Here is a 26,644-nt window from a genome sequence, read left to right on the forward strand (position 1 = left end):
TGGTGGAGGGGCTGTTCTAATTCGCGCAGCCGGGACGCCGTCTCTCTGCCTCCCCATCGCCAGATGGGGAGGGGGACCAGCGAAGCTGGTGGAGGGGTTTTTGGCGAGGCGCGCTCCAAATACCCCTCCACCACCCTGCGGGTGGTCCCCCTCCCCACCCGCTTTGCGGGCAGGGAGGCAGAGAAGCCGCCGAGCTAGGAGTCCGGCAGCTCCAGCCGCGGGAAGATCGGCGTCGGCGCATCGAGCGGTGTGCCCCCAAGGCGCGCGTACCGCTCAGGATCGGCGAGCGCCGCGAAGCTTCGCGCCTCTTCCGGCACCCCCATCTGCCCCAGCAACTTCGCCGCGCCCACGGGGATGACCGGCTGGATCGCCACCGCCAAGTCCATGATCGCCGCGGACAAAGTCGCCAGCACGGCAATCATCCGCTCCGGGTCGGTCTTGCGCAGCGCCCAGGGCGCCTGGGCGTCGATATATTGGTTGCAGGCGAACACCGCGCGCAGCCACGCCTCGATGCCCTGGCTGAGCTCGAGCCTCTCGAAATGCTCCGGCAGCTCCTGCGCCGTAGCGCGCGCCACGAGCGCGAGCAGTTCCGCATCGGCCGGGTCTCCTTTGCCGCCCTGCGGCAGCACCGCCCCGCCATTCTTGACGATGAAAGACAAGGTGCGCTGGGCGAGGTTGCCGAAGCTGTTGGCGAGGTCGGCATTGACCCGCGTCACGATCGCCTCGGGGCTGTAGCTGCCGTCCTGCCCGAAGGTGACGTCACGCACGAGGAAGTAGCGCAGCGCGTCGACCCCGAACGCGTCGGCGAGGCCGAGCGGGTCGACGACGTTGCCGACCGACTTCGACATCTTCTCGCCGCGCAGCAGGACATGGCCGTGGCCGAACACCTGCTTGGGAAGCGGCAGGCCCGCGGACATCAGGAAGGCGGGCCAGTAGACCGCGTGGAAGCGCACCACGTCCTTGCCGATGACGTGCATATCCGCCGGCCAGAAACGCTTGTAAGTCTCTGACTCCATGTGCGGATAGCCGACGCCGGTTAGGTAGTTGGTGAGCGCGTCGAGCCAGACGTACATGACGTGCCGGTCGCTGTCCGGCACCTTGACGCCCCATTCGAAGCTGGTCCGAGAAATGGAGAGGTCGGAAAGCCCGCCCTCGACGAACCGCATCACCTCGTTGCGCCGCGCCTCGGGTCGGATGAATTCCGGATGCGCCTCGTAATGCGCGAGCAGCCGGTCCTGATAGGCGGAGAGGCGGAAGAACCAGCTCTCCTCGACCGTCCATTCGGCGAGCGTGCCCTGCGGCGAGAGCTTCTCGCCGGTCTCGGCGGTGTGGAGCTCCTTCTCGTCATAATAAGCTTCGTCGCGGACCGAGTACCAGCCTTCGTAGCGCCCGAGGTAGATGTCGCCTTTCTCAGCCATCGCGCGCCAGATCGCCTGGCTCGCCGCATGGTGGGCGGGCTCGGTGGTGCGGATGAAGCGATCGAAGGAAATCTGAAGCCGCTCGTCCATCGCCTTGAACAGAGACGACATTTCGTTTGCCAGCTGCGCCGGTTCGATGCCGCGCTCGCGGGCTGCCTGCGCCATCTTCAGCCCGTGCTCGTCGGTGCCGGTCATGAAGAACACGTCGCGCCCCTTGAGGCGCTGGAACCGGGCGACGACGTCGGTCGTGATCGCCTCATAGGCGTGGCCGATATGCGGCGGGCCGTTCGGATAGCTGATCGCGGTGGTGATGTAGAAAGGTTCGGCCATGGCCGCGGCTTTAGCGGCAGGTTCGGCGCTTGAGTAGGGGCCGCACCGGCCCGCGCTCAGGCGGGGCGCCGCCCCTTCTCCGCCAGCGACGCCAGCATGCCGCCAAGCTCGAACACCACGCTCTCCGGCTCGAGCGACAAATGGGTAGCGCTCGAGGCGAGGCTCTGCGCCCGCTCCCAGGTGCGCAGCGCCTCCGCCAGCGCCGGCCCGCACCGCGTCCGCGCCTCGCGGGCAACGAGAGAAGGAGCGCGCGCGAGAAAGACCTCGTAGCGCGGCTGCGCGGATTTGAGCGCAAGGCTCTGCGCCAGCGCGCTGCGGCGGGCATTGGTCGCGTCGCCATCGCGGACGATCGCCTCCATCGCGCGGTCGAGAGCGGCAATGTCGAGCCCGCGGAACTGCAGCGCGCGGCCCGGGGAGCCGGCGGCGGCGGCTTTCAGATCCTCGATCTCCCGCGTCTCGGCGTCGGGCAGGGCATTGCGCAGCGCCGACGTCATGGCGTCATCCTCGAGCGGCGACAGGCGGAGCTGGCGGCAGCGCGAGCGGATCGTCGGGAGCAGCCGCTCGGAAGCGTGGCTGACGAGGAGGAAAAGCGAGCTCGGCGGCGGCTCCTCCAAATTCTTGAGGAGCGCGTTGGCGGCGGCGCGCTCGAGATCGTCGATGGCGTCGATGACCACCACCCGCCATGGCGACATCGAGGCAGTGGTCGAGAACAAGCGGGAGAGCGAGCGCACCTGGTCGACGCTGATCGACCGGGCAAGGTCGCCCGAGCCGTTGTCCCGCGCCAGCCGCTCCAGCCGCATCAGGTCGGGGTGGCTCCCCGCCGCCGCCAGCCGCGCCGCCGGATGCGCGTCCGGCACGTCGAGCCCCGGCTCGGAGACCGGCCCCTGCCCCTGCGCCAGCACCCGCAGCGCCGCCTTCTCGGCGAACAGGGCCTTGCCGATCCCTTCGGGCCCCGAGATCAGCCAGGCATGATGGAGCCGCCCCTGGTCGAGGCTGTCGCGAAACGCGGTAACCGCCTCGTCATGCCCGAAGAGCGGGGTCACAGCAGATCCTCGATGGCGGCTAGAACACGCGCGGTGACGTCATCGGCGCTGCCGGACGCGTCGACGCGCCGGAACCGCCCCGGCTCCTCGTCGGCAAGCTGTTCGAAGGCCGCGGCGACGCCTGCGTGGAAAGCGGCGTCACGCGCACCGATGCGGTCGGCACCGTCTGCGTCCCGGAACCGCAGCCGCTGCTCCGTCTCCTTCGCCGGCAGGGTGAGGAGCAAGGTCCGGTCGGGCAGATAGTCGCGGCTCCCGAACCGGTGCAGCGCGCGGATCGCCTCGGTGCCCAGGCCGAGCGCGCCGCCCTGGTAGGCGAGCGAGCTGTCGAGGAAGCGGTCGGAAAGCACCCAGGCGCCCCGCTCCACCGCCGGGCGTATCGTGCGGGCGACATGGTCGGCGCGGGCGGCGGCGAAGAGCAGGGCCTCCGCTTCCGCCGTCCACCGCTCCTCAGGCCCCTCGAGCAGCAGGCGGCGGATCAGCTCCGCCCCTTCGCTGCCGCCGGGCTCGCGCGTTTCCAGGACGTCGAGGCCGCGCCCGCGGAGCACCTCGGCGAGGCGCCGCAGCTGGGTTGACTTGCCGGCCCCTTCCCCGCCTTCGAGGCTGATGAAGCGGCCGGGCGGCACCTCAACCAAAGAGCGACGTCAGCCCGAGCCAGATGCGGCCGAAGAAGCCCGCCTGGCCGACGGCCTCCGCCGCTACCAGCGGCATGGTCTGCGGCGGCGTGTCAGGGGTCGAGACGACGAGGTCGGCGACATGCTGGCCCTTCGCGATCGGCGCCTTGATCGGGCCGTCATAGACGACCTTGACGCGCACGTTGGCGCCGAGGCCGGCCGGCAGCGTCACGGCGATGTCGCCGGGCGCGATGAGGGCGACCTTCTTGGCCGAGCCGAGCTGGACCTGCGCGTCGGCAACCTTCTGGTTCGCCTTGAACAGGGGCTGCGCCTTCCAGGCGTGGAAGCCCCAGTTCATGAACTTGACCGATTCCTCGATCCGGGCATTGAAGCTCGGCAGGCCGGCGACGACCATGATCAGCCGCCGCCCGTTCTGCTCGGCGGAGCCGGTGAAGCCGTAGCCCGCTTCGTCGGTATGGCCGGTCTTGAGGCCGTCGGCGCCCGGCACCCGCCCGAGCAACGGGTTGCGGTTCCCTTGCTCGATCGGCTGGTTCCCGCCCATCGTCTTGCCCCAGGTGAACGACGTCTGGGTATAGAAGCGCTTGTAGAGGTCCGGCGTCGTCTCGATCGTCGCGCGGGCGAGGCGGGCGAGGTCGTGCGCGGTCACGTAGGTGATTCCGGCGTCGGGCCAGCCGTTTGAATTGCCGAAATGGCTGTTGGTCATGCCGAGCCGCTGCGCTTCCTGGTTCATCAGGTTCGCAAAGGCGGGCTCGGTGCCCGAAATGCATTCCGCGATGACGACGCTGGCGTCGTTGCCCGACAGCGTCACGACGCCATGGAGCAGATTCTCGACGCTGACCTGCTCGCCGGGCGACAAGAACATGGTCGAGCCGGCCGCGGGGCCATGCCACTGCTTCCAGGTTTCGGGCCGGACCTCGCAATTCTGCTGGAGCTTCAGCTCGCCCTTCTTGATCAGGTTGAAGGCGATGTGGACGGTCATCATCTTCGCCATCGACGCCGGCGGCATGCGCACGTCGGCATCCTTGGCGTAGAGCGTCGCGCCCGAAGACAGGTCGATCATGTAGGCGACCCGGGCCGAGGTTTCGAAAGGTGGCGCGGCGGCCATGGCCGGAAGCGCGACTGCGGAGCCTAAAGCCCCTATGATCAAGAACTTACGCATCACTTCTCCGACAGAATCTAATGTTGGCGCCAACATCCGTGCGCGGCACTTTCGCCACCTTTTTAACCGCGAAACCCGCTCCGCGCCACCCGCTTAGCGCGCCACCGCATCGGCAAGCAGCCCGACCGAAAGCGCATAGAAATTGGAGCAATTATAGTCGAGGATCACCCGGTAATTGGCGGTCGTCAGATAGGCCGTCCGGCCCGGCCCGTCGGGCTCGATCAGGGTCGCCATCTCCGCGTCCCGCGGCCAGTTCCCCGCTTGCGGCACGAGGCCGAGCCGCCGCCACTCGGCGAAGCTCAGCCAGCGGCTGTGCCGCTCGAACACCCGCGGGCAGCGCGGCGCCGCGACCCGGGAGCGGAGCGATGCCCGGTTGAGTCCCGCCGGGACGTTGACCGCAATCCCCCACGGCACCCCCGGCCGCCATCCCGCCTTCGAGAAGTAATTGGCAATCGAGGCCAGCGCATCGGGCGCGTTGCGCCAGATGTCCGCCTGCCCGTCCCCGTCATAGTCGACCGCCGAGCGCAGCCACACCGACGGCAGGAATTGGGGATAGCCCGTCGCCCCCGCCCAGCTCCCCCGCAGCCGCGCGCGCGGCACGCCGCGGTCCATCATCTTCAGCCCCGCGACGAACTCGTCGGCAAAGAGATCCCGACGCCGGCCCTCATAGGCCAAGGTGGCGAGGGAGTTCAGGAGGTCGAAATTGCCGGTCACCGCGCCGTAGCTCGTCTCATGCCCCCAGATCGCGACGAGGATGGACGGCGTGACGCCATAGCGGCGGCCGATCTCGCGCAGCTGCGGAAGATAGGTCTGGTAGCGGCTCCGGCCGGCGGCGACGAGCGCGGCGCCGACATGCTGGGCGCGATAGGGCGCGAACGGCGGGTTGGCGTTGCTCCCCGCAATCACCCCCGGCTGGCCCTGGTCGAGCTGGATCGTGCGGGCGCTGAATTCGAGCGTTGGGAACACCGCATTGACCGTCTCGCGGCGCACCCCGGCGGCAAAGGCGCGGGCGCGAAGCTGCGGCAGGAAGGCCTGGAAACCCTGGTCGCTCAGCGAGGATTGCGCGGCGGACGAGGCCGCCGGCATGGCTGGAGACGCCAGCGCTATGGCCGCCACCGCTTTAAGGAACACCGCACGCATTACACACCCTCCGCCAAGCCCCTGATGCCACAGGGCCGGCCCTCCTGAATACCCGCTTCAGCCCGCAGGTTGCACGATCCGGCCCGGCAGCGCGCGCCAGCGATCTTCGTTCAGCCGACCCGCACCTCGCCGCGGCACCCGAGCGACGAGGCAAGCTTCGCCAGCCGCCGGTCGACCGTTTCTCCGAACAGATCGCCTTCTCCCTTGGCGAGGGTGAGATACACAACGTCCCCTTTGCGGGAGAGACGGCTGCGCTCCAACGTGCGGGCAAGGCCGCCGCTAAGACGCTGGCCGAGCCGCATGGCAAGCCCCCAGCGCGCCGCGCGCTCCAGCTCCGGCTTGCCGCACAAACCGGCGACGTTCGCATCGGGGAAGGAGCGGCCGCCGCCGAAGTTCGAGAACAGGGCCTGCGCCATCATCACCCGCTCGCACGCCTCGACGCCGACCCAATTGCCGTGGAGCGCCATCTCGACGCCGCGCTCGGCGCGAAAGTCCGGATGCGCCGCCCAGGCGACGTCGGCGAGCAGGCAGGCGGCGAGGCGGATGCGGGCGGCGGCGGGCCCGTCGTCGAAGATCGGCGCGATCCAGCGGTCGAGCCTGTCGCCATGCTCCCCAAAGCGGCTGAGGCCGCGGCCGGCGGCGCGGGTCGCCTCGATCAGCGGGTCGCGGGCGCGCTCGGCGGCGGAGAGCGCCTGATAAAGGAAGCCCTCCCGGATGCCGAAGCTCGACACGACCAGCTCCGAGGGCTCCAGCGTGTCGACGAGCGCCGTGAGGACCATCTTCGCGGCCGGCAGGGTCGGGATGCGCGAAGCCGTGAGCATGCGGAGGCTGCGCAGATCGGCCTGGTCGAGATTGGCGATGAGCTTCCTGAGTTCGGCCGGGCGGCTCGGCGCCATCCGGTAATCGTGGGTGATCGGCAGCGGATAGCCGGTCGAGATGATGTCGAGCCGGGCCAAGGCGCGCCAGGAGCCGCCCACGAGGTAGAGCGGCCGGTCCTTGCCCCTCTTGCCGAGCTTCGAGGCGGCAAGCGCCTCGGCGAGGCAGGCGCGGACCTTCTTCTCATTGGCTGCGTCGGGTTCGCCGATGCGCAGCACGCCGAGCGGAAGCGAGATCGACTTGCGCACTTCCCCTGGGCGGACTTCGGCCAGCTCGAGGCTGCCCCCGCCGAGGTCGCCGACGATCCCCTCCGCATCCGGGATGCCGGAGAGGACGCCCATGCCGGCGAGAACGCCTTCGGCCTCGCCCGAAATCACCTGCGGATGCAGCCCCAAAGCGCGGATATCGTCCAGGAAGGCCGGGCCGTTCCTTGCGTCGCGCACGGCGGCGGTGGCGAGGACGTGCGGCTGCTTCACGGCCATCGCCTCGACCAGCAGCCGGAACCGCCGCAGCGCCGACATCGCCCGCGCCCGCGGCCCCTCCGCCAGCTCGCCGGTCTTGTCGAGGCCCTGCCCCAGCCCGGCCAGGACCTTCTCGTTGAAGATGATCGAGGGTGCGCGCGGCGCGCCCGAATAGACGACGAGGCGAACGGAGTTCGAGCCGATGTCGATGACGGCGATGGGTTCGCGATGGGGCAAGGACGGCTTCCCTCAGCCCCGGCGGAAGCGCAGCTTGGGAACCGAGCCGCTCGAGCGCAGCGCCGCCCCGCGCCCGGATAAGGACGGGTTCGTCATGAAATAATGGTGGAGGTTGAACGGCTTGTCGCCATTGCTTTCAATGCGCTCATATGTGCCGTCCGGGAGCAGGCGCCAGCTTTGCTCATTGTCGATCAGATTGGCAACCATCACCTGGTCGAGCACCTGGGCATGCACCGTGGGGTTCTCGATCGGCACCATATATTCGACCCGCCGGTCGAAGTTGCGCGGCATCCAGTCGGCCGAGCTGATATAGACCCGCGCCTCTCGGTTCGGCAGCTCGTCGCCATTGCCGAAGCACCAGATGCGGCTGTGCTCGAGGAAGCGGCCGACGATCGACTTGACCCTAATATTCTCCGAGAGGCCGTCGACCCCCGGCCTGAGGCAGCAGATGCCGCGGATGACGAGGTCGATCTCCACCCCCGCCGCGCTCGCCTCGTAGAGTTTGTCGATGATCGGCGGGTCGACCAGCGCGTTGAGCTTGGCCCAGATCTGCGCCGGCGCGCCTGAGCGGGCGAAGGCGATCTCGCGGTCGATGAGGCGGCAGAGCTCGTCGCGCAGGCCCAGAGGCGAGATGGTGAGCAGTTCGAGCCCGCGCGGTTCCACATACCCAGTGATGTAGTTGAACAGCTGCGCCGCATCGCGGCCGAGGCGCGGGTCAGCGGTGAAGAAGCTCAAGTCCGTGTAGATGCGCGCCGTGACCGGATGGTAGTTGCCGGTACCGAAATGGCAGTAGGTGCGGTAGCCCTTCTCCTCGCGCCGCACGACGACGGAGACCTTGGCGTGGGTCTTCCAGTCAATGAAGCCGTAGACGACCTGCACCCCCGCCCGCTCCAGGGCCGATGCCCAGAGGAGGTTCTGCTCCTCGTCGAACCGCGCCTTAAGCTCGACCACCGCCGTCACCGACTTGCCGGCCTCCGCCGCGTCGATCAGCGCACGGATGATCGCCGACTGCTTGCCGGCGCGGTAGAGCGTCTGCTTGATCGCCACCACGTCGGGGTCGGCGGCGGCCTGCTTCAGGAACTCGACCACCACCTCGAAGCTCTCATAGGGGTGGTGGACGACGATATCCTTCGAGCTGATCGCCGCGAAGCAGTCGCCGCCATGCTCGCGGATCCGCTCCGGGAAGCGGGCGGTGAAGGGCGCGAATTTGAGGTCGGGCCGGTCCTCCTCGTAGAGCGCGTCCAAGTCGGCGACGCCGACGAAGCCGGTCGATTCGGCGACGAGGGCGTCGGTAGCGGCGAGGCCGTCCTTGACCAGCTGGACGAGGGGGGCGGCCATGCCCGCGGCGAAGGTGAGGCGGATGACGCGGCCGCGGCGCCGGCGCTTGATGGCGCTCCTGAAGTAGCGGACGAGGTCCTCTGCCTCCTCCTCGATCTCGATGTCGCTGTCGCGGATGATGCGGAAGGCGCCCTCCCCCACCAGCTCGGCGCCCGGGAAGAGGGTGCCGATGTTGCGGCGGATGAGCGTCTCGATCGCCATGTAGCGCGCCTCGCCGCCGGGGAGGCGGAGGAAGCGCGGCAGGCTGGGCGGCACCATCAGCAGCTCGCGGATGCTGGCGCCGGTCGCGATGCGCTTCAGGTCGAAGACGAGCGAGAAGCCGCGATTGGGGATGAACGGGAACGGATGGGCCGGGTCGAGCGCCTGCGGCGTCAGAACCGGAAAGATCTGCTCGCGGAAATGGCGGTCGAGAAAGGCCTGCGTCTCGGGGTCGACGGCGTCGTCGCGGCCGAGGACCACCACCCCCTTCTGGGCAAGGGCACCCCGCAGGTCCGCCCAGACCTGCTGCTGGGCCAGCGTCAGCCGGTCCGATTCGGCGGCGACGGCGGCAAGCTGCTGGTTGAGGCTCATTCCGTCGACCGAGACTTCCTCAACGCCGAGCAGCCGGTGCGCCTTCAGCCCGGCGACGCGCACCATGAAGAATTCGTCGAGATTGTTGCCGGAGATGGAGAGGAAACGGAGCCGCTCGAGCAGCGGATGGGCGGTGTTGCAGGCTTCCTCGAGCACGCGGCGGTTGAAGGCCAGCCAGGAGAGCTCGCGGTTGAAGTAGCGGTCCTTGGGTGCAAAGGCGGCGAGCGCAGATTCCGGCTCCTCAGCCTCGGGGGCACGCGGAACGGCGGCGTCGGCCATCTCAGAATTTCGCCCGTTTCATGATCCCGGCTTCCTGCAGCGCCCGCTTCGCCATTGCGACGGTAATGCGACGATGGTGTGACAAAGCGGCGCGGTCCAACGCATCCACCACCTGCTGAACGGCGATGTAGGAGCGTTCGATCCGCGGCAGCAGGAAGGCGGGCAGCTCGAGCGGAACGGCGATGCCGCGGTCGCCGAGCAGCTTCATGATCAGGTTGACGATGAGGTCGTCGTCCGGCTCGGCAATCTCCACGTGCGGCGTGGCGGTGAGGCGCGAGCGCAGGTCCGGAAGCTGGATGTCCCACGCGGGGGCCGGCCGGTCGGCGACGATCAGCAGCGGCCGCCGCGTCTCCTGGGCGTGGTTCCAGGCGTGGAACAGCGCCTCCTCGTCATGGTCCTCGGCATTGTCGAACAGGCGCCCGCCGGTCTTGCGCACGAAGATTCGGCCGAGCAGGCTCCGGCCCGATTTGCGCGGCCCCGTCAAAAGCGTCGCCATGACCGGCCAGACCGACCATCGCTTCAGATGGTCGAAGGCGGCGCGGTTGGCATCGGAGAGGAGGAAATCCTCGTCGGCATCGGCGACCGGCCAGTCCAGCGGCAGCGCGATCTGCGCCACCTCAATCGCCCCCGCCCCTCGAGATGTGCAGCGACGCGCCCGAGCCGCTCACCGCCCATCCCTGCCCCTGCAAGGCGGCGGCAAGGGCCGCCGAATCGCCGGTATAGGTCACGCGGATCACCGAGGTTCCGCCCAAGGCGAGGCTGGTGGTGATGGCGGAGGTGACGCCGGGCACGCGGCTGACGGCGAGCTCGGCCCGCGAGACCGCACCGGCATCCGGAGTCGAAACCTGGATGCTGATGCTGGTCGCCGCGCCGCTCGGCTGCTGCGTCGGCGCCGCCGGCGTCTGCGTGGTCGCGGCCGGCGCCTGCTCCTCGATCGCCTCGACTTCGGGCGGCCGCTGGACGATCAAGGTCGGGTCCGGGCGCAGCGCGCCGCCGGCCAGGGCCTGCGCATAGATCTCGTCGAGGCGGCGCACCCCTTCGTCGAGGAGGCGCGGGATGGCGGCGCTGTTCTCGACCCGCAAGGTGAAGGAGCCGAGCACCCTATTGTCGGGACCGAAGCGGGCGATGAACGTGCCGATCGCCGGTCCGCCGGGGAACAGCCGCTGCAGCCGCACTTCCGGCATGACGACGTCGGCGGCGCCATACTGATCGAGCAGCATCCGCCACCACGCACGGCCGGGCCGCTTCGTCTGCATCTGGTTGAGCAGCAGGGGATCGATGCCCGATCCGGTCGGCCGGACATAATCGACCGGCGTGTTGCCGGTGCGGAAGCGGGCCCAGGCCCATTGCCAGGGATTCTTATATTCGAAGGTGGTGAAGCTGCCGCCGGTGAGCATCACCGGAATGACCAGCAAGGGCGCGGAGCGGCGGACGACGCCGCCGACGCCGAGCAGCTCGCCGGTGCGGGCGCGGTCGAACAGCACGCCCAATGTCGCGATATAGCGGCGGGGGCCGATCTGCTCCTGCTCGACGACGATACCGGCGACCATATTGTCGAGGCTGCCGTCGGGAAGGTTGGGCGCTTCGCCGATGGGGCGGCCGTTGGTCTTGGCCCACAAAGCCCGCCAGCCGCGCCGCTGCGCCTCGCGCCAGCCTTCCTCGCGCGCCTTCTGGGCAGTCGGGCCGGTCGTGTCGACCTCGATACCGGTCACCTCGAAGGTGCTGGCGCTGTCGATGGGGGGAATGCCGCGGTCCGAGCCTTCGAGTTGCGCATTGGATCCGCCGGCGGTCAGGCAGAGGGCGGCGATCGCGGCGAGGTACGGAATTCTGCGGGGAAGCGTCACGCTGCGCCTTTTGGCGAGTTGAGCGTGGAAATCCAAGCGGGATGTGGCTAGCGCATCGGCCATGAGCGAAGGCGAAAGCTACACCTATGCCAAAGCGGGCGTGTCGATCGCGGCCGGCAACGCCCTGGTGAAGGCGATCGCGCCGCTCGCCAGGGCCACCGCACGGCCCGGCGCCGATGCCGCCCTAGGCGGATTCGGGGGCTTCTTCGACTTGAAGGCCGCGGGCTATCGGGACCCGCTGCTCGTCGCGGCAAACGACGGCGTCGGCACCAAGCTGAAGCTCGCCATCGACAGCGGCCGCCACGACGGCGTCGGCATCGATCTCGTCGCGATGTGCGTCAACGATCTCATCGTCCAGGGCGCCGAGCCCCTGTTCTTCCTCGACTATTTCGCCACCGGCAAATTGGAGGCTGGCGTCGCCGAGCGGGTGATCGCGTCCATCGCCGAGGGGTGCCGGGAGGCAGGCTGCGCGCTAATCGGCGGCGAGACGGCGGAGATGCCGGGCATGTATGCGCAAGGCGATTACGACCTTGCCGGCTTCTGCGTCGGCGCCGTCGAGCGTGACGAGGCGCTGACCGGCGGCGGGGTGGCGGCGGGCGATGTCATCCTCGGCCTCGCCTCGTCGGGCGTCCATTCGAACGGCTTTTCGCTCGTCCGCCGCCTCGCCGCCGACAAGGGCTGGAAGCTCGACCGGCCGGCTTTGTTCGACCAGGAGCGGCTCCTCATCGAGGCTTTGCTCGCCCCCACCCGCATCTACGTGAAGTCGCTCCTGCCGCTGGTGCGCGGCGGCAAGGTCAAGGCGATGGCGCACATCACCGGCGGCGGGCTTCTGGAGAACATCCCCCGGGTGCTGCCGGACGGCCTCCACGCTAATGTCGATGCCGATGCCTGGCCGCAGCCGCGGCTGATGGCCTTCCTGCAGGCCCAGGGACATATCGAGCCGGAGGAGATGGCGCGAACCTTCAACTGCGGCGTCGGCATGGCAGTGATCGTCTCGCCGGAGGATGTGAATGACATCACGCAAGCGCTTGAGACTGCCGGTGAAGCTGTCTTCCAGATCGGTTCGATAGAGCCCGGCGATAAAGGCTGCACGGTCTCAGGCTCCGGCGGCACCTGGTCCGCGCGCGCAGAGTGGAGCGGCACCCATTATGGCTGAGCGCGTGCGGGTCGGCGTGCTCCTGTCGGGGCGCGGCACCAACATGGTCGCTCTGTCGGAATATAAGCGCCGCGAGCCGCGAGCCTACGACCTCGTCCTCGCCGCCTCGAACGTTCCCGAAGCGCGCGGCCTCGTCGCCGCCCGCCGCCTCGCCATCCCGACCTGGGCGCAGAGCCACAGGGGCATGGACCGCGCCGCCTTCGACTGCGTCCTGGACGCCGAGCTGCGCCGCCACCGCGTTGAGGTGGTGGCGCTGGCGGGCTACATGCGCCTCCTCTCGCCCGAGTTCATCCACGCGTGGGAGGGGCGGATCCTCAACATCCACCCGTCCCTCCTCCCGGCCCATAAAGGCCTCGATACCCACCGCCGCGCCATCGAAGCGGGCGATCTCGTCGCCGGCTGCTCGGTCCATATCGTCACCGAGGCGCTGGACGACGGCCCCGTCCTCGGCCGCGCCGAAGTCCGCATTCGCCCCCGCGACACGCCGGAAACCCTCGCCGCGCGCGTGCTCGAAGAGGAGCACAAGCTCTACCCCGCCACGCTCGATTACTTCTGCGCGCGCATCCGGCGCCCCCCGATCGTCGAGGGCGCCGATGGTGGCGCCTGAGCGCCGCGCGCCGCGGGTCCACGGCCTCGACATCGTCCGCGCCGCCGCCATCGCCTGGGTGATGATCTACCATGCGATGAACCTCGATCTGGTGCCTGAGCCGGACCACACGCTCATCCTGTTCGGCTGGATGGGCGTCGACCTGTTCTTCGTGCTGAGCGGCTTCCTCATCGCCAGCCAGCTGCTAAAGCCCTGGGCCAAAGGGGCGAGACCGGACTATCGCCGCTTCTTTGCCCGCCGGGCGCTGAGGACCCTCCCCGCTTTCGTCGCCGTGCTGGCGCTCTACTTCCTCCTCCCCGCCGCCCGCGAATGGCCGGACATCCAGCCCTTCTGGCAATTCGCCACCTTCACGGAGAATCTGCTGTTCGAGCCGACCGGCGCGAAGGCCTTTTCCCATGTTTGGTCGCTGTGCGTGGAGGAGCAATTCTACCTTGTCTTCCCCGCCGCCGTCGCCCTCCTCGCGCTGCGCCCATCGGCCGGCAAGACGGTGTCGGTGATCGCGGCGCTCGTCCTCCTCGGGGTGACGCTGCGCAGCTGGCTCTGGCTCCGCGACGTGGCGACAATCCCCTTCGATCCCACCTCGCCGCCCCAGTGGCGGCCGTACATGACGCTCATCTACTACCCCACCTGGAGCCGCCTCGACGGCCTCCTCGCCGGCATCGCCATCGCGTCGCTCAAGATTTTCCGCCCGAGCCAGTGGGAACGGATCGTTGAGCGACCGAACCTGCTTCTCGCCCTCGGCCTAGCCGGGATCGCCGGGTCGATGCTGCTGTTCGGCAGCCAGATCGCGGGACTCGGCGGGGCGGCTTTGGGTTTTCCCCTGCTCTCCGTCGGCATCGCCCTCATCGTCGCAGCGGCGAGCACCGATCGCGCCCTGATCGGCCGCTACCGCTTCCCTGGCGCCGCGGCGCTGGCGACCGGCGCCTACAGCCTCTATCTGACTCAGAAGCTCGCCTATCACGCCGTCGCAACGTGGCTGGCGCCGCTGCTCGGAGCGACCGGCTACGCTCGCCTCGCCCTTGCGCTGGCTGCGGCCCTCGCGGCCAGCGCGGTGCTCTACTGGGCGGTCGAGCGGCCGTTCCTGCGGCTGCGGGACCGTCTGGAGGGACCCTCGCGCAGCCCGATCGCGCGTGGCGCCAATATCATTTCGGAGGAAGCCGCACTGAACGACCCGGAACCGACCGCAGCCGAGCGCAAGGAGGCGGCGGCGATCCGGCGGCGCTGGATCAATATCGGCGAGATCCTCGCGGTGATCGGCGTGGTCATCTCGGCGCTGGCGCTGTGGAACGGCTATTCCGAGCGTAAGTCGAACGAGGAGGAGCGCGCGGCGGAGAAAGCGAAGCAGTCGACCGTGTCGCGCCTCCTCATCCTCAAGGCGCACGGGGAAGGCCGCCGGCTGGACCTTTCGCCCCACAATGGCGAGCAGGCGATCCAGGGCCAGACCATCCTCTTCCCCGCCACCCTCGGCGTCGGCGCCATCGACACGACCGAGGCGCGGATCGAGGCGGAGTGGGTGAAGCAGGCGGTCAAATCGGCCGACGAGAAAGCCAAGGCGCCGGGCGACGCTCGCATGCCGATCGCCATCACCACCCGCTTCGTCTCCGGCGGCACCGCGGTCACCGACGCCGCCCTTTACGACGTCGGCTACAAGCGCAGCGGCGGGGGCCTGTTCGGCGGCACCAACATCGAGCTGCGTGGGCTGGCACTGATCGGCCGCGTCAAACCGGCCGAAGCGCAGGCGCGCGTCGACGCCTTATGGCTGGCGCGCCACCCGGATACGTAACCGGGCGACGCAGCGCGTCAGCCGACGATCTCTTCGGGCTTGAAGAAAAAGTCGATCTCGATCGCCGCATTCTCGGCGCTATCGGAGCCGTGGACGCTGTTCGCCTCGATCGACTCGGCGTGAACCTTGCGGATCGTGCCCTCGTCGGCATTGGCCGGGTTGGTCGCGCCCATCACTTCGCGGTTCTTCGCCACCGCATTCTCGCCCTCGAGGACCTGCACCACGACGGGGCCTGAGGTCATGAAGGACACCAGGTCGTTGAAGAACGGCCGCTCGCGGTGGACGCCGTAAAAGCCCTCGGCCTGCTCCCGCGACATGCGGATGCGGCGCGAGGCGACGACGCGAAGGCCGGCATCCTCGAGCATCTTGGTGATGGCGCCGGTCAAATTGCGGCGGGTCGCGTCGGGCTTGATGATCGAGAAGGTGCGTTCGGTCGCCATGGCCGGTCAAAGCTCCAGTATCGGGTGAGGAATTGGCGCGGTCTCTAGGGGCCGGGGCCGCGGGGCGCAAGGCTAAGGCGGACCCCGTCATACCGGCGAAGCCGGGATCTCCCGGAGGAAAGACACAGCGGGTCTCCACGAGATTCGGGCTTTCGCCGGGATGACAATGCGGCGCTACGGGCCCTGCACCCATTTACCGCGCTCGTCCTGCTTCCAGTACCGCGCTTCGGCGTCGGGATTGCCCTTGAGGTTGCGCCAGGCGGCGCGCGCCCCATCCAGACGCCCGGCGTCGAAGAAGTAGAAGGTGCGTGCGAAGGTCAGCGCCTCGTCGCGCCATGTGCCGTCCGCCAGCGCGATATTCGTCGCGCCGTTCGCCGCTACCGGATCCGCTGAGAGCAGGATCGGCTGCGCCTCCGGATTGACGCGGCCGTGCGGGAGGAAGGAATCCTTGGCGAAGGTCCAGAGCTGCTCGTCGAGGCGCGGGAGCTGCCCCTCGTCCACCACCACCAGCAGCCGTCCGCCGCTCGCGAGAACCTTCTCCGCTATCGCAGGAAGGACTCGCTCGAGCGGGGCGGCCGTGAGGTGGTAGAAATCGACGATCAACGCTCGAAGTTCGCCGCCACGAAACGGTCGAGCAGGGCCACGCCGAACCCGGTCGCGCCCTTATCGTAGAGGCTCGCCGCCTTGTCCGACCAGGCCATGCCAGCAATGTCGAGATGCGCCCATGCGACGCCGCTCTCGATGAAGCGCTGGAGGAACACCGCTGCGGTGATCGACCCGCCCTCCCGCGGCCCGACATTCTTCATGTCGGCGATCGGCGATTCGATCAGCTTATCGTAGGCATCGCCCATCGGCATCCGCCACAGCCGGTCGCCGGTCTCGGTGCCGGCGGCGATCAGCTGGCCGGCGAGGCCGTCGTCGTTCGAGAAGATGCCGGCATATTCGTGGCCGAGCGAGATCACCATCGCGCCGGTCAAGGTGGCGAGATCGACGATCACTTCGGGCTTGTGCTCGCGCTGCACCCAGGTGAGCGCATCGCCGAGGACGAGGCGCCCTTCCGCGTCGGTGTTGATGACCTCGATCGTCTGGCCCGAAAGGCTGGTAACGACGTCGCCGGGACGCTGGGCGTTGCCGTCGGGCATGTTCTCGGCCAGCGCGCAGACCGCGACGATGTTCGCCCTGGCCTTGCGGGAGGCGAGCGCGACCATGGCGCCCGCCACCGCGCCGGCGCCGCCCATGTCCCACTTCATCGATTCCATGCCGGCGGCCGGCTTGATCGAGATGCCGCCGGTGTCGAAGGTGATGCCCTTGCCCACCAGAGCGACCGGCTTTCCGCCCTCACCGCCGCCGTTCCACTTCAGGACGAGCAGGCGCGGCGGGCGGACCGAACCCTGGCCGACGCCGAGCAGTGCGCCGAAGCCGAGCTCCGCCATGCGCTTCTCGTCGAGCACCTCGATCTCGACGCCCAGCGGCTCCATCCGCTTGCGGCAGCGCTCGACGAAGGTCTCGGGGTAGATGATGTTGGCGGGCTCGGTGACAAGCTCACGGGTAAAGGAGAGGCCGTCGAGCAGCGCCTGCTGATCGCCCCACGCGCCCTCTGCGCCCTCGCCCGCGCCGACGACCACGATCTCCTCCAGCGTGGGCTTCTGCTTCTTGGGCTGCTTGGTGCGGTAGATGTCGTAGCGCCAGCTGCGCGCTGCGGCGGCGAAGGCGAGGCGGGCGGCGTCGGCGGCGGAGACGTCGAGACCGGTCAGATCGACGACCAGCCGGGTTTCGCCGGACGTCAGCAGCTTGGCGGTGAGCGCGCCGCCGACCCGCTCCCACAGCGCCGCCTCGTCGCGGCTGGAGCCCAGGCCGACAAGGATCAGGCGCCGGACCGCGTCGCCCTCGGCCACGAAGGTCTCGGCGACGGCGCCGAGCTCGCGCTCGAAGCGCTGACTCTCTGCGGCGCGGGCGACGAGGGTGCGGTCGCTGGCGGGGAGGCTCGCGAGGCGGTCGGTGAGGAGGTCGTCGCCGCGCACGGGAAGCGCCAACGCATAGGCGCCGGTCGGGCGGTCGGAAGCGAAGCGGACGTTCATGGGCTGGAAAGCTCCTCGGGCGCGAAAATGGTTCCGACCCTCTAGGCACAGCCACGGCGGGTTGCAAAGGCTCTCGGGCAGCCGGATCAGGTTGCGGCGGCGCTCTTGCGGTGCGATAGGCCCGCCTCGCGCGTGGCTCCTCTCGGCGGGATAGTGAAGAAGCTCCATTTCATCTGCCTGACCGCCCTCCCGCTGCTGATGGGCGTCGCCGCGCCCGCCGCCGCGCAGACCGAGGCGCGCCCGGCGAGTCAGGAAGCGGAAGGCGCCGCCCATGCGCCGACGTCCGACCCGCTGCGCGCGCAATCGCCGGCGACCAGCCCCGAGAAGGCGCCGTCGAGCAGCAACGGTCCGGCCACTGTCCCTGCGGCGGCCCCAGCAGGTGCCGCCGAGGGGGACACGCGCGAAGTCGCCTTCGCCTCGGACCGCGTCGAATATGACGAGAAGGCCGATCTCGTCACCGCGGTCGGCGACGTGCGGATGAACAGCGAGGGCAACAATCTCAAAGCCGACCGCGTGGTCTGGAATCGGAAGACCGATGAAGCGCGGGCCTTCGGCAACGTGCGGGTGGTGACGCCCGAAGGCCATGTCCTCTACGGCGACGACGTCGTCCTCACCAACGCGATGAAGGATGCGGTCGCCAACAACCTCCTCCTCGTGCTCGAGGACGGCGGCCGGCTCGCGGCGGTGAAGGCGGTGCGCAAGGACGGCTACACCACCCTCTACCGCGCCGCCTACACGCCCTGCGCGGTGCTGAAGCCGTCGGGCTGCCCCAAGAACCCGACCTGGGAGGTGACGGCGGTCAAGGTCCTCCAGGACCCGGTCAAGCACCGCATCTATTACCAGGGCGCCTCGCTCGACATCCTCGGGCACCGGATCATCCCTCTGCCCTTCCTGTCGCACCCGGACGGCGCCGGCCATTCGAGCTCCGGCTTCCTGGTTCCCGACTTCAAATATAACAGCCGCAACGGCCTCGAGATCGCCGTCCCTTATTACCTGCGCATCGCGCCCAATCGCGACCTCACGGTGACGCCGCACGTCTATACCGGCGTCCTGCCGATGCTGCAGGCGAACTACCGCGAGGTCGACCATCTCGGCGCCTTCCAGGTCGGCGCCTGGCTCACCTACGGCACGCCGGTTCCGCTGATCGTCACCGCAACCACCCCGCCGTCGAGCGAGCGCGTGCGCTTCTACCTGGACGCCAACGGCAAGTTCCAGCTCGACCCCTATTGGAGCGTCACCGCCGCGCTGCGCTACGTCACCGACCGCACCTTCCTCGCCCGCTACGACATCTCGCGCGACGTCCGCCTCCGCTCGGTGATCAATGCCGAGCGGATCGACGAGGACAGCTACATCTCGATCGCCGGCTGGGTGTTCCAGGGGCTGCGCATCACCGACACCCAGGGCCAGCAGCCGATCGCGCTTCCCGCCATCGACGCGCGTTGGCGGATCCCCGCCCCGTTCGTCGGCGGCGTCGTGCAGCTGCAGGCGAACAGCCTCGCCATCACCCGCACCGCCGGGCAGGACACGCAGCGCGCCTTCGCCTCCGCGCTATGGGAGCATCGCAGCATCACCGGCCTCGGCCAGGAGCTGATCTTGACCGGCTTTGCGCGCGGCGACGTCTACCATACCGACGACGCGGCGGCGACGGTGACGCCGATCTACCGCGGCACCGACGGCTGGCACACACGCGGCATCGTCGCCGCCGCCGCCGAGATACGCTGGCCTTTGGTCGGCGAGGCGTTCGGCGGCACCCAGCTCCTCACCCCGCGCGTCCAGCTGGTCGCCACGCCGCCCACCAAGAATCTCGAAATCCCCAACGAGGACGCCCGCTCGGTGGATCTCGAGGATTCGAACCTGTTCGCCCTCAATCGCTTCCCCGGCTACGACCGCTGGGAGGATTCGAGCCGCATCACCTACGGCCTCGACTATGCGCTCGACCTGCCCGGCATCGCGGTGCGCACCACGATCGGCCAGAGCTACCGGCTCAACAGCCGCACCAGCATCCTCCCGCAGGGCACTGGCCTCTCCGATCCCTTGTCGGACATCGTCGGGCGGACGACGGTCAAGATCGGCCGGGTCATCGACATCGTCCACCGCTTCCGGCTCGACAAGGACAATCTCGCCATCCGCCGCAACGAGATCGACGCCGTGTTCGGCGGCAGCCAGACCTATGCGACGATCGGCTACCTTCACCTGCGCCGCAACATCGACCAGTCGATCGAGGATCTGCGCGACCGCGAGGAGCTGCGCCTGTCGGGCCGCATCAAGTTCCTGCGCTACTGGTCGATCTTCGGCTCGACCACCATCGACCTCACCAGCAAGAAGGAGGACCCGCTGTCGCTGTCGGACGGTTTCCAGCCGGTCCGCCACCGCCTCGGCATCTTCTACGACGACGAGTGCATCGAATTGGGGGTGACGTGGCGGCGGGACTATGACACCAGCACCACCTTCAAGCGGGGGAACACCTTCCTGATCAGGGTGGCGCTGAAAAACCTGGGACGTTAACCTCGCCGGACCGCGTCAGCCGCGGTTCAGCAAGCGGAGGCCATCGTAGCGGCCTCAATTCACTGGAGGAATGATGAAGCTCGGCACTTTCCAGAGGGCGGCGATGCTGATCGCGGGCACCTGCGCGGCGGCGGCAGCCGCGGCGCCGCAGACGCGCGCGCCCGCGCCGGTGCGCCGTTCCGCCACCAAGCCGGTCGCCGCGACCCCTGCGGCATCTGCCGGTCCGGCCGCACCCGGGCCGAGCGCGAGCAACCTCCACCTCCCCAGCAACCCGCAGTTCGTTGCCGACACCGGCTCGGTCCGCAAGGCGACCGCGATCATCAACGGCACCGTCATCACCGGCACCGACGTCGACCAGCGCCTCGCTTTGTTCGTCATCGCCAATGGCGGCGCGCAGCTCCCGCCCGAGCAGCTTCCGGCGATCCGCGAGCAGGTGCTGCGCGATCTCGTCGACGAGACGCTGGAAATCCAGGCCGCCGAGCAGGAAAAGATCAAGGTCACCGACGCCGAGATCAATCAATATTTCAGCCGCTACGCCCAGAATTTCAAAATGAACCCGCAGCAGTTCACCGCCATCCTCAAGGCCAACGGCTCCTCGACGACGACGGTCAAGCGCCGCATCTGGGGCGAGATCGCCTGGTCGCGCCTCCAGCGCAACCGCATCGAGCCCTACGTCAACGTTAGCGAGGACGAGGTTAAGCAGGTGATGAACCGCCTGAACGCCGCCAAGGGCACCCAGGAATATAAGATCGCCGAGATCTTCCTGTCGGCGACGCCCGAGACGGCGGCGACCGTCCGCGCCAACGCCGACCGCATCCTCGCGCAGCTGCGCGGCGGCGGCGCCTTCCAGGCCTATGCGCGCCAATTCTCCGAAGCCTCGACGGCGGCGACCGGCGGCGAGCTCGGCTGGGTCCATGCCGAACAGCTTCCCGAACCGCTGGCGGCGGCCGTCAAGCAGATGCCGGTCGGCGGCGTCAGCGAGCCGATCGCCATTCCCGGCGGCTATTCGATCATCGCGGTCGAGGACAGCCGCCAGGTGCTGACCGCCGATCCGCGCGACGCGACTTTGAGCCTCAAGCAGATCAGCCTCGGCTTCCCCGCCGGCGCGCCGCGTCCGGCGATCGACGCCAAGATCCAGGAACTGGTCCGCACCACCCAGGCGATGGGCGGCTGCGGCGGCGCCGATGCCGCCGCGCAGCGCCTCGGCGCGGAGATCGTCACCAACGACCAGGTCAAGGTGCGCGAACTGCCCGGCCAGCTCCAGACCACCCTGCTCGGCCTCCAGGTGGGCCAGGCGACGGCGCCGTTCGGCGCAGTCAACGAAAAGGTCAGCGTGCTGGTCCTGTGCGGCCGAGACGACCCGCCGGCGCAGGGCGACCTCTCCTACGAGCAGGTGTTCAACCAGCTGACGGAGGCGCGCGTCAACATGCGAGCGCGGCGTTACCTGCGCGACCTGCGGCGCGACGCCGTCATCGACTATCGCTGAGACGGTGACGCTGCCGAGGCCGCTTGCGGTGGCGATGGGCGATCCCGCGGGGATCGGGCCTGAGACCATCGCCAAGGCGTGGCAGGAGCGGCAGAAGCTCGGCCTGGCCCCCTTTTTCGCGGTGGGCACGCCGGAAGCGTTCGAGCAGGTCTGGCCGGGGCCAGTCCAAATCGTCTCCGATCCCGACGCGGCGGCCGCGGCGTGGCACGAGGCGCTCCCCGTCATCCGCATCGACGGCGGCGGCGAGGTGCGGCCGGGCCAGCCGACGCTCGAAGGCGCGCGCAACTCGCTCGATTCGCTGGAGCTCGCCGTCGGCCTCGCCCGCTCCGGCGTCGCCTCCGCCCTCGTCACCGGCCCGGTCTCGAAGGCGCAGCTCTACGCCGTCGGCTTCACCCACCCGGGCCAGACCGAATTCGTCGCCGAACGCTGCGGCATTGCCGGCGAAATGGTGGCGATGATGCTTGCCGGCCCGACCCTGCGCACCGTCCCCGTCACCACCCACATCGCGCTGAAGGACGTTCCCGCGGCGCTCAGCACCGAACTGATCGTGGTCAAGGGCCGCACCGTCATCCGTGCGCTCCGCCGCCTGTTCGGCATCGAGCGGCCGCGCCTCGCCGTCGCCGGGCTTAACCCGCACGCCGGCGAGGACGGCGCCCTGGGCCGCGAGGAGATCGACATGGTCGCGCCCGCCGTCGAGCGCCTGCGCGAGGAAGATGCCGAGGTCACCGGCCCCCACCCGCCCGACACGATGTTTCACGGCCGCGCCCGCGCCCGCTACGACGCCGCCTTGTGCCTCTATCACGACCAGGCGCTGGTGCCGCTCAAGACCCTCCATTTCGACGAGGGCGTCAACATCACGCTCGGTCTGCCGCTGGTCCGCACCTCGCCCGACCACGGCACCGCCTTCGACATTGCAGGCCGCGACCTCGCCAACCCCAGCGCGATGATCGCGGCGCTGCGCATGGCCGCCGACTGCGCGCGGCGCGTCGCCGGGGGGTGAAGCCCCTACCCCCTTTGCGGGAGGTGATCGCGCGCCACGGCCTCAGCGCGTCCAAGGCGCTGGGCCAGAATTTCCTCCTCGACGAGCAATTGCTCGACCGCATCGCCCGCGTCCCCGGAGACCTGGCCGGGCAGCGCGTCTACGAAGTCGGCCCGGGCCCGGGCGGCCTCACCCGCGCCCTCCTTCGCACCGGTGCAGAGGTGGTGGCGGTGGAGCGCGACGCGCGTTGCCTGCCCGCGCTGGCTGAGGTCGCCGAGGCCGCCGACGGGCGGCTCCGGGTCATCCAGGGCGACGCGCTCCGCATCGACGAGGCTGCCGAAGCCGGCGTCGGCGCCCACGTCGCAGCGAACCTTCCCTACAATGTCGGCACCGCTCTCCTCGTCCGCTGGCTCGGCGGCGAGGAATGGCCGCCCTGGTGGGCGTCGCTGACTTTGATGTTCCAGCGGGAGGTCGCCGAGCGCATCGTCGCCCAGCCCGACACGAGCGCCTACGGCCGCCTCGCCATCCTCGCCCAATGGCGGAGCGTGCCGCGCCTTGCCATGAAGGTCCACCGCTCCGCCTTCGTGCCGCCGCCCAAGGTGATGTCGGCCGTCGTCCACATCGTTCCGAAGCCCGCGCCCGCAGGCGTCCGCGCGGCGACGCTGGAGGCGCTCACCGCCGCCGCCTTCGGGCAGCGCCGCAAGATGCTCCGGCAAAGTCTCAAGGGCCTGAGCGGCGCCCTGGAGGCGCTGGAAGCAATGGGGATCGACCCCTCCCGCCGCGCCGAGACGCTGTCGGTGGACGAGTTCGTCGCGGTGGCGCGGGAGATGTCGGCGCACATCTAATTCGGGTTCCGCTCAGGCCGTCCTTCTGCCTGCTCATCGACCGATGGGGAGGGGGACCACCGGAGGTGGTGGAGGGATAGCTGCCCCAGCATCAGAGGTTCTCGCGCGAAACGCCGGCGGTGGAGCGAGGTTACCCCTCCACTACCTACAGTGGTGCCCCTCCCCGCTGCTTGGCGGCAGGGAGGCAGAGAGGAACCCGAGGCTTTTACTTCGGTCGGCGTCAGTCCGCCTTCGGCGCGCCCACATCCGGCTTCTGCGCCGCGAGCACTTCCGTGGGCGGCCCCTTGGCGATGGCGGCGGCGAGTGTCTGGGCCTGGGGGCAATTGCCTTTGCACAGCGTGCGGACGCGGGCGAGGTTGGTCTTGGCGCGCTCGACGGCCCCGCGCTGGACCAGAGCCTCACCCTGGCCGGTCAGCGCGTCGATGTCGTTGGGCTCGAGCTGCAGCGCCTCATAATAGAATTTGACCGCCTTGCCGGGCAGCTTCTCGCCCTGCGCCGCGCGGGCAAGGCCTATGTACGCCTGGCGGTTGCGGGCATCGACGGCGAGCGCGCTTTCGAACTGGTCCGTCGCCTCGAGCCAGCGGCCCTGCCCGACCAGGGCCATGCCCTGCTGGGTGAGCGCGGTGGAGCGCGGATCGACCCGGTCGTCGGCGCGCTGGCCGGAGCCGGCGCTGCCCATGGTCGCGAGGATGACCGCCGCGGACATTGCGATCGGGGTGAGGCGCATCAACATCTCCATATTCGGCGCCCAATGAAAGGCTTGGCACTTTCTAGCACGGCCTCCGCCAGCGGGCGACGAAAAAGCCGTCGGTGCCGTCATGGCCAGGGGTGAGGAGGCGCCCCGGCCCGGCGGCGCGTCCGCCGGGGATAGGGGCGATTTCCGGAACCGCCGATGAACGGCCGCCAAACGCTTCCGCCTGCCCCCGCCCCTCTTCGCTCGTGAGCGCACAGACGGCGTAGACGAGGATGCCGCCGGGCCGGACGAGCTCCCATGCGAGTTCGAGCAGATAAGCCTGCGCGGCGACGAACCGCGCCAGCCGCTCCGGCGTCAGCCGCCAGCGCAGCTCCGGATTCCGCCGCCACGTGCCGGTACCCGAGCAGGGCGCGTCGACGAGAACGAGGTCCGCCACCCCAGAAAGCTCGGCGAGCGCGGCCCGCTCCTTGCCCGGATCGAGCAGCCGCGGCTCGACGATCGACACCCCCGCCCGCTCTAGCCGCGGGCGCATGCGCGACAGGCGCCCACGATCGGTGTCGGAGGCGACGAGCCGCCCCCGGTTGGCCATCTCGGCGGCCAAAGCGAGGGTCTTGCCACCGGCGCCGGCGCAGAGGTCGACGATGGTCATGTCCGCCGCCGCCCCGCAGGCGAGCGCGAGCAGCTGGCTTCCCTCGTCCTGGACCTCGATCAAGCCCGAGCGCCACGCCTCGGTCTCCTCGACGCGGGTGCCGTCCGGGAGCCTGACGCCGACCGGCGAGAAGGGCGACGGCTCGGCATTGGCGAGCCGCTCGAGCGCCTCCTCGCGTGTTCCCCGCAACCGGTTGACGCGCAGGTCGAGCGGGGCGCGGCCCATCAAGGCGGGCCATTCGGAAGGTTCGACGAGCGGGTCGAGGCGCGGCTGCAGCCACTTCGGCATCGCCTCGGCGGGCGGCGATACCGCCTCCCCCTCCGGCGCCGGCGCCGGGGCATGGGCCGACCCGTCGAACGAAGCGAGCAGATCGGGGTCGCCGGAGGCGATGCCGAGCAAGGCTGCCCGCCCCGAGGGCGGCGCTTCCGCCCAGCCGCGGACGGCGCGATAGACCAGCTCGCGCACCGCCCGCCGGTCCTTCGACCCGGCATAGCGGCGCGTGGAGAAATAGCGGGAGATCAAGGTGTCGGCCGCCGCCCCGCCGCCCCGCGCGGCGGCGATCACCTCGTCCAATATCTCGATCGCCGCTCCGGCGCGCGCGGCGGGGGTCATGGCTTATTGGGTCGGATAATTGGGCGCCTCGCGGGTGATCGACACGTCGTGGACGTGGCTTTCCCTGAGGCCCGCATTGGTGATCCGCACGAACCGCGCCTTGTCGCGCAGCTCATCGAGGCTGGCGGCGCCGGTATAGCCCATCGCCGCCTTCACGCCGCCGACCAGCTGGTGGATGACGTCGCGGGCATGGCCCTTGTAGGCGACCTGACCCTCGATCCCCTCGGGGACGAGCTTCAGCTGGTCCTTGATGTCGTGCTGGAAATAACGGTCCGCCGAGCCGCGGGACATGGCGCTCACCGAACCCATGCCGCGATAGGCCTTGTAGGACCGGCCCTGGTAGAGGAACGTCTCGCCCGGTGCCTCCTCCGTCCCGGCGAGCAGCGAGCCGACCATCACGGTGGACGCGCCGGCTGCGAGCGCCTTGGCGATGTCGCCGCTGGTCCTGAGCCCGCCGTCGGCGATGATCGGCGTGTTGGTGCGCTGCGCCGCCTCGGCGGCATCGAGGATCGCGGTCAGCTGCGGCACGCCGACCCCGGCGACGATGCGAGTCGTGCAGATCGAGCCCGGCCCGATGCCGACCTTCACCGCATCGGCGCCCGCATCGATCAGCGCGCGAGTCGCCTCGCCGGTCGCGACGTTGCCGGCGACGATCTGGACGGCGTTCGAGATCTTCTTGATCCGCTCGACGGCCGCGGCGACGTCCGCATTGTGGCCGTGGGCGGTATCGATGACGATGAGATCGCATTCTGCGTCGATCAGCGCCTCCGACCGCTCGAAGCCCTTGTCGCCGACCGTCGTCGCCGCCGCCACCCGCAGCCGGCCCGAGCTGTCCTTGGTGGCGTTGGGGTAGGTCACTGCCTTCTCGATGTCCTTGACGGTGATGAGGCCGATGCAGCGCCGCGCGTCGTCGATGACGATGAGCTTCTCGATCCGCCGGCGGTGCAGCTCGCGCCGCGCCTCCTCCTGGGTGACGCCGGGGCCGACGGTGGCGAGGTCGTCCTTGGTCATCAGCTCGGCGACGCGCTGCCTGGGATTGTCGGCGAAGCGGACGTCGCGGTTGGTGAGGATGCCGACGAGGCGCCCGTCCCGCTCGGTGACCGGGATGCCGGAGATGCGGTGGCGGGCCATCAGCTCGAGCGCGTCGGCGAGGGTCTGGTCGGGCGAGACGGTGATCGGATTGACCACCATGCCGCTCTCGAACCGCTTCACCGCGCGCACCGCCGCCGCCTGCTCGTCGACTTCGAGGTTGCGGTGGAGGACTCCGATCCCGCCGAGTTGCGCCATGGCGATCGCCATCTCGGCCTCGGTCACCGTGTCCATGGCCGAGGAGACGATCGGGATGTTGAGCCCGATCTCCTTGGTGATCCGCGTGCGGACGTCCGCCTGGCTCGGCAGCACCGATGATTCGGCCGGAGTGAGCAGGACGTCGTCGAAGGTCAGGCCGAGCGGAATTTCCATCTATCGTGTCTCTTGGCTGCGG

Annotated in this window: 22 protein-coding genes; 7 read left to right on the top strand and 15 right to left on the bottom strand. The window is 69.4% G+C overall.

From position 1 onward, the window contains the following. Positions 1–194 precede the first annotated feature (194 nt). From metG to VGC56_RS18800, 9 genes are all read right to left on the bottom strand, one after another. A complete protein-coding gene (metG, locus tag VGC56_RS18760; RefSeq protein WP_464127345.1) occupies positions 195–1,748 on the bottom strand; it encodes a methionine--tRNA ligase in 1,554 nt (517 codons plus the stop codon). A 56-nt stretch (positions 1,749–1,804) separates the two neighbouring features. Continuing rightward, on the bottom strand, positions 1,805–2,791 hold the full coding sequence (locus VGC56_RS18765; RefSeq protein ID WP_464127347.1) for a DNA polymerase III subunit delta': 987 nt from the start codon (positions 2,789–2,791) through the stop codon (positions 1,805–1,807). Beyond that, positions 2,788–3,414, bottom strand: a complete 627-nt coding sequence (gene tmk, locus VGC56_RS18770) for a dTMP kinase (protein WP_464127349.1) — start codon at positions 3,412–3,414, stop codon at positions 2,788–2,790. Before tmk ends, VGC56_RS18765 begins: the two co-directional genes overlap by 4 nt. A gap of 1 nt (position 3,415) precedes the next feature. Further along, on the bottom strand, positions 3,416–4,582 hold the full coding sequence (locus VGC56_RS18775) for a D-alanyl-D-alanine carboxypeptidase family protein (RefSeq protein WP_464127350.1): 1,167 nt from the start codon (positions 4,580–4,582) through the stop codon (positions 3,416–3,418). Between the two features lie 93 nt (positions 4,583–4,675). Beyond that, positions 4,676–5,722 carry a lytic murein transglycosylase gene (locus VGC56_RS18780; RefSeq protein WP_464127352.1) on the bottom strand — a complete coding sequence of 349 codons (1,047 nt, stop codon included), beginning with the start codon at positions 5,720–5,722 and terminating at the stop codon, positions 4,676–4,678. Between the two features lie 110 nt (positions 5,723–5,832). Further along, positions 5,833–7,296 carry a Ppx/GppA phosphatase family protein gene (locus VGC56_RS18785; RefSeq protein WP_464127353.1) on the bottom strand — a complete coding sequence of 488 codons (1,464 nt, stop codon included), beginning with the start codon at positions 7,294–7,296 and terminating at the stop codon, positions 5,833–5,835. A 12-nt stretch (positions 7,297–7,308) separates the two neighbouring features. Then, positions 7,309–9,483, bottom strand: a complete 2,175-nt coding sequence (locus VGC56_RS18790) for an RNA degradosome polyphosphate kinase (protein ID WP_464127355.1) — start codon at positions 9,481–9,483, stop codon at positions 7,309–7,311. A 1-nt stretch (position 9,484) separates the two neighbouring features. Next, positions 9,485–10,099, bottom strand: a complete 615-nt coding sequence (locus tag VGC56_RS18795) for an HdaA/DnaA family protein (RefSeq protein WP_464127356.1) — start codon at positions 10,097–10,099, stop codon at positions 9,485–9,487. 1 nt (position 10,100) lies between these two features. Continuing rightward, entirely contained in the window at positions 10,101–11,327 is a 1,227-nt protein-coding gene (locus VGC56_RS18800; protein WP_464127357.1) for a heavy-metal-associated domain-containing protein, read from the bottom strand. Between the two features lie 61 nt (positions 11,328–11,388). Between VGC56_RS18800 and purM the strand changes: the two genes are divergently transcribed. From purM to VGC56_RS18815, 3 genes are read left to right on the top strand one after another with little or no spacing between them, the layout of a single operon-like run. After that, complete coding sequence (gene purM, locus VGC56_RS18805; RefSeq protein ID WP_464127359.1) at positions 11,389–12,483, top strand: phosphoribosylformylglycinamidine cyclo-ligase; 1,095 nt, start codon at positions 11,389–11,391, stop codon at positions 12,481–12,483. Continuing rightward, positions 12,476–13,090 (top strand): phosphoribosylglycinamide formyltransferase, encoded by a 615-nt coding sequence (gene purN, locus VGC56_RS18810; RefSeq protein WP_464127361.1) that lies wholly within the window; start codon positions 12,476–12,478, stop codon positions 13,088–13,090. Before purM ends, purN begins: the two co-directional genes overlap by 8 nt. Continuing rightward, positions 13,077–14,873 carry an acyltransferase family protein gene (locus tag VGC56_RS18815; RefSeq protein ID WP_464127363.1) on the top strand — a complete coding sequence of 599 codons (1,797 nt, stop codon included), beginning with the start codon at positions 13,077–13,079 and terminating at the stop codon, positions 14,871–14,873. Before purN ends, VGC56_RS18815 begins: the two co-directional genes overlap by 14 nt. Positions 14,874–14,890: 17 nt before the next feature. On the opposite strand, the gene ndk is transcribed toward VGC56_RS18815, so the two are convergent. The 3 genes from ndk to VGC56_RS18830 form a co-directional block, all read right to left on the bottom strand. Then, on the bottom strand, positions 14,891–15,313 hold the full coding sequence (gene ndk / locus VGC56_RS18820) for a nucleoside-diphosphate kinase (RefSeq protein ID WP_464127365.1): 423 nt from the start codon (positions 15,311–15,313) through the stop codon (positions 14,891–14,893). Positions 15,314–15,487: 174 nt separating this feature from the next. Beyond that, positions 15,488–15,916, bottom strand: a complete 429-nt coding sequence (locus VGC56_RS18825) for a DNA polymerase III subunit chi (protein ID WP_464127367.1) — start codon at positions 15,914–15,916, stop codon at positions 15,488–15,490. Continuing rightward, positions 15,913–17,391 (bottom strand): leucyl aminopeptidase, encoded by a 1,479-nt coding sequence (locus VGC56_RS18830; RefSeq protein WP_464127370.1) that lies wholly within the window; start codon positions 17,389–17,391, stop codon positions 15,913–15,915. Before VGC56_RS18830 ends, VGC56_RS18825 begins: the two co-directional genes overlap by 4 nt. A gap of 153 nt (positions 17,392–17,544) precedes the next feature. Between VGC56_RS18830 and VGC56_RS18835 the strand changes: the two genes are divergently transcribed. The 4 genes from VGC56_RS18835 to rsmA all read left to right on the top strand — a co-directional run bounded on the left by VGC56_RS18835 (position 17,545) and on the right by rsmA (position 23,206). Continuing rightward, entirely contained in the window at positions 17,545–19,896 is a 2,352-nt protein-coding gene (locus VGC56_RS18835) for an LPS-assembly protein LptD (protein WP_464127372.1), read from the top strand. 70 nt (positions 19,897–19,966) lie between these two features. Then, positions 19,967–21,382: a peptidylprolyl isomerase gene (locus VGC56_RS18840; RefSeq protein ID WP_464127373.1), complete on the top strand. Its 1,416-nt coding sequence runs from the start codon at positions 19,967–19,969 to the stop codon at positions 21,380–21,382. A 4-nt stretch (positions 21,383–21,386) separates the two neighbouring features. Then, a complete protein-coding gene (pdxA, locus tag VGC56_RS18845) occupies positions 21,387–22,382 on the top strand; it encodes a 4-hydroxythreonine-4-phosphate dehydrogenase PdxA (RefSeq protein WP_464127374.1) in 996 nt (331 codons plus the stop codon). Positions 22,383–22,405: 23 nt separating this feature from the next. After that, a complete protein-coding gene (gene rsmA, locus VGC56_RS18850) occupies positions 22,406–23,206 on the top strand; it encodes a 16S rRNA (adenine(1518)-N(6)/adenine(1519)-N(6))-dimethyltransferase RsmA (RefSeq protein ID WP_464127375.1) in 801 nt (266 codons plus the stop codon). A 220-nt stretch (positions 23,207–23,426) separates the two neighbouring features. Here the strand turns inward: rsmA and VGC56_RS18855 are convergent, their stop codons facing one another. Genes VGC56_RS18855 through guaB form a run of 3 tightly spaced genes read right to left on the bottom strand, consistent with a single transcriptional unit; the run spans position 23,427 to position 26,622 of the window. Then, entirely contained in the window at positions 23,427–23,933 is a 507-nt protein-coding gene (locus tag VGC56_RS18855; protein WP_464127377.1) for a hypothetical protein, read from the bottom strand. Between the two features lie 43 nt (positions 23,934–23,976). Continuing rightward, positions 23,977–25,161: an RsmB/NOP family class I SAM-dependent RNA methyltransferase gene (locus VGC56_RS18860; RefSeq protein ID WP_464127379.1), complete on the bottom strand. Its 1,185-nt coding sequence runs from the start codon at positions 25,159–25,161 to the stop codon at positions 23,977–23,979. Positions 25,162–25,164: 3 nt separating this feature from the next. Further along, complete coding sequence (gene guaB, locus VGC56_RS18865; protein WP_464127380.1) at positions 25,165–26,622, bottom strand: IMP dehydrogenase; 1,458 nt, start codon at positions 26,620–26,622, stop codon at positions 25,165–25,167. Between the last annotated feature and the right edge of the window lie 22 nt (positions 26,623–26,644).

Origin of the sequence: Allosphingosinicella sp. (assembly GCF_036403745.1) — a bacterium.
Classification (GTDB): domain Bacteria; phylum Pseudomonadota; class Alphaproteobacteria; order Sphingomonadales; family Sphingomonadaceae; genus Allosphingosinicella.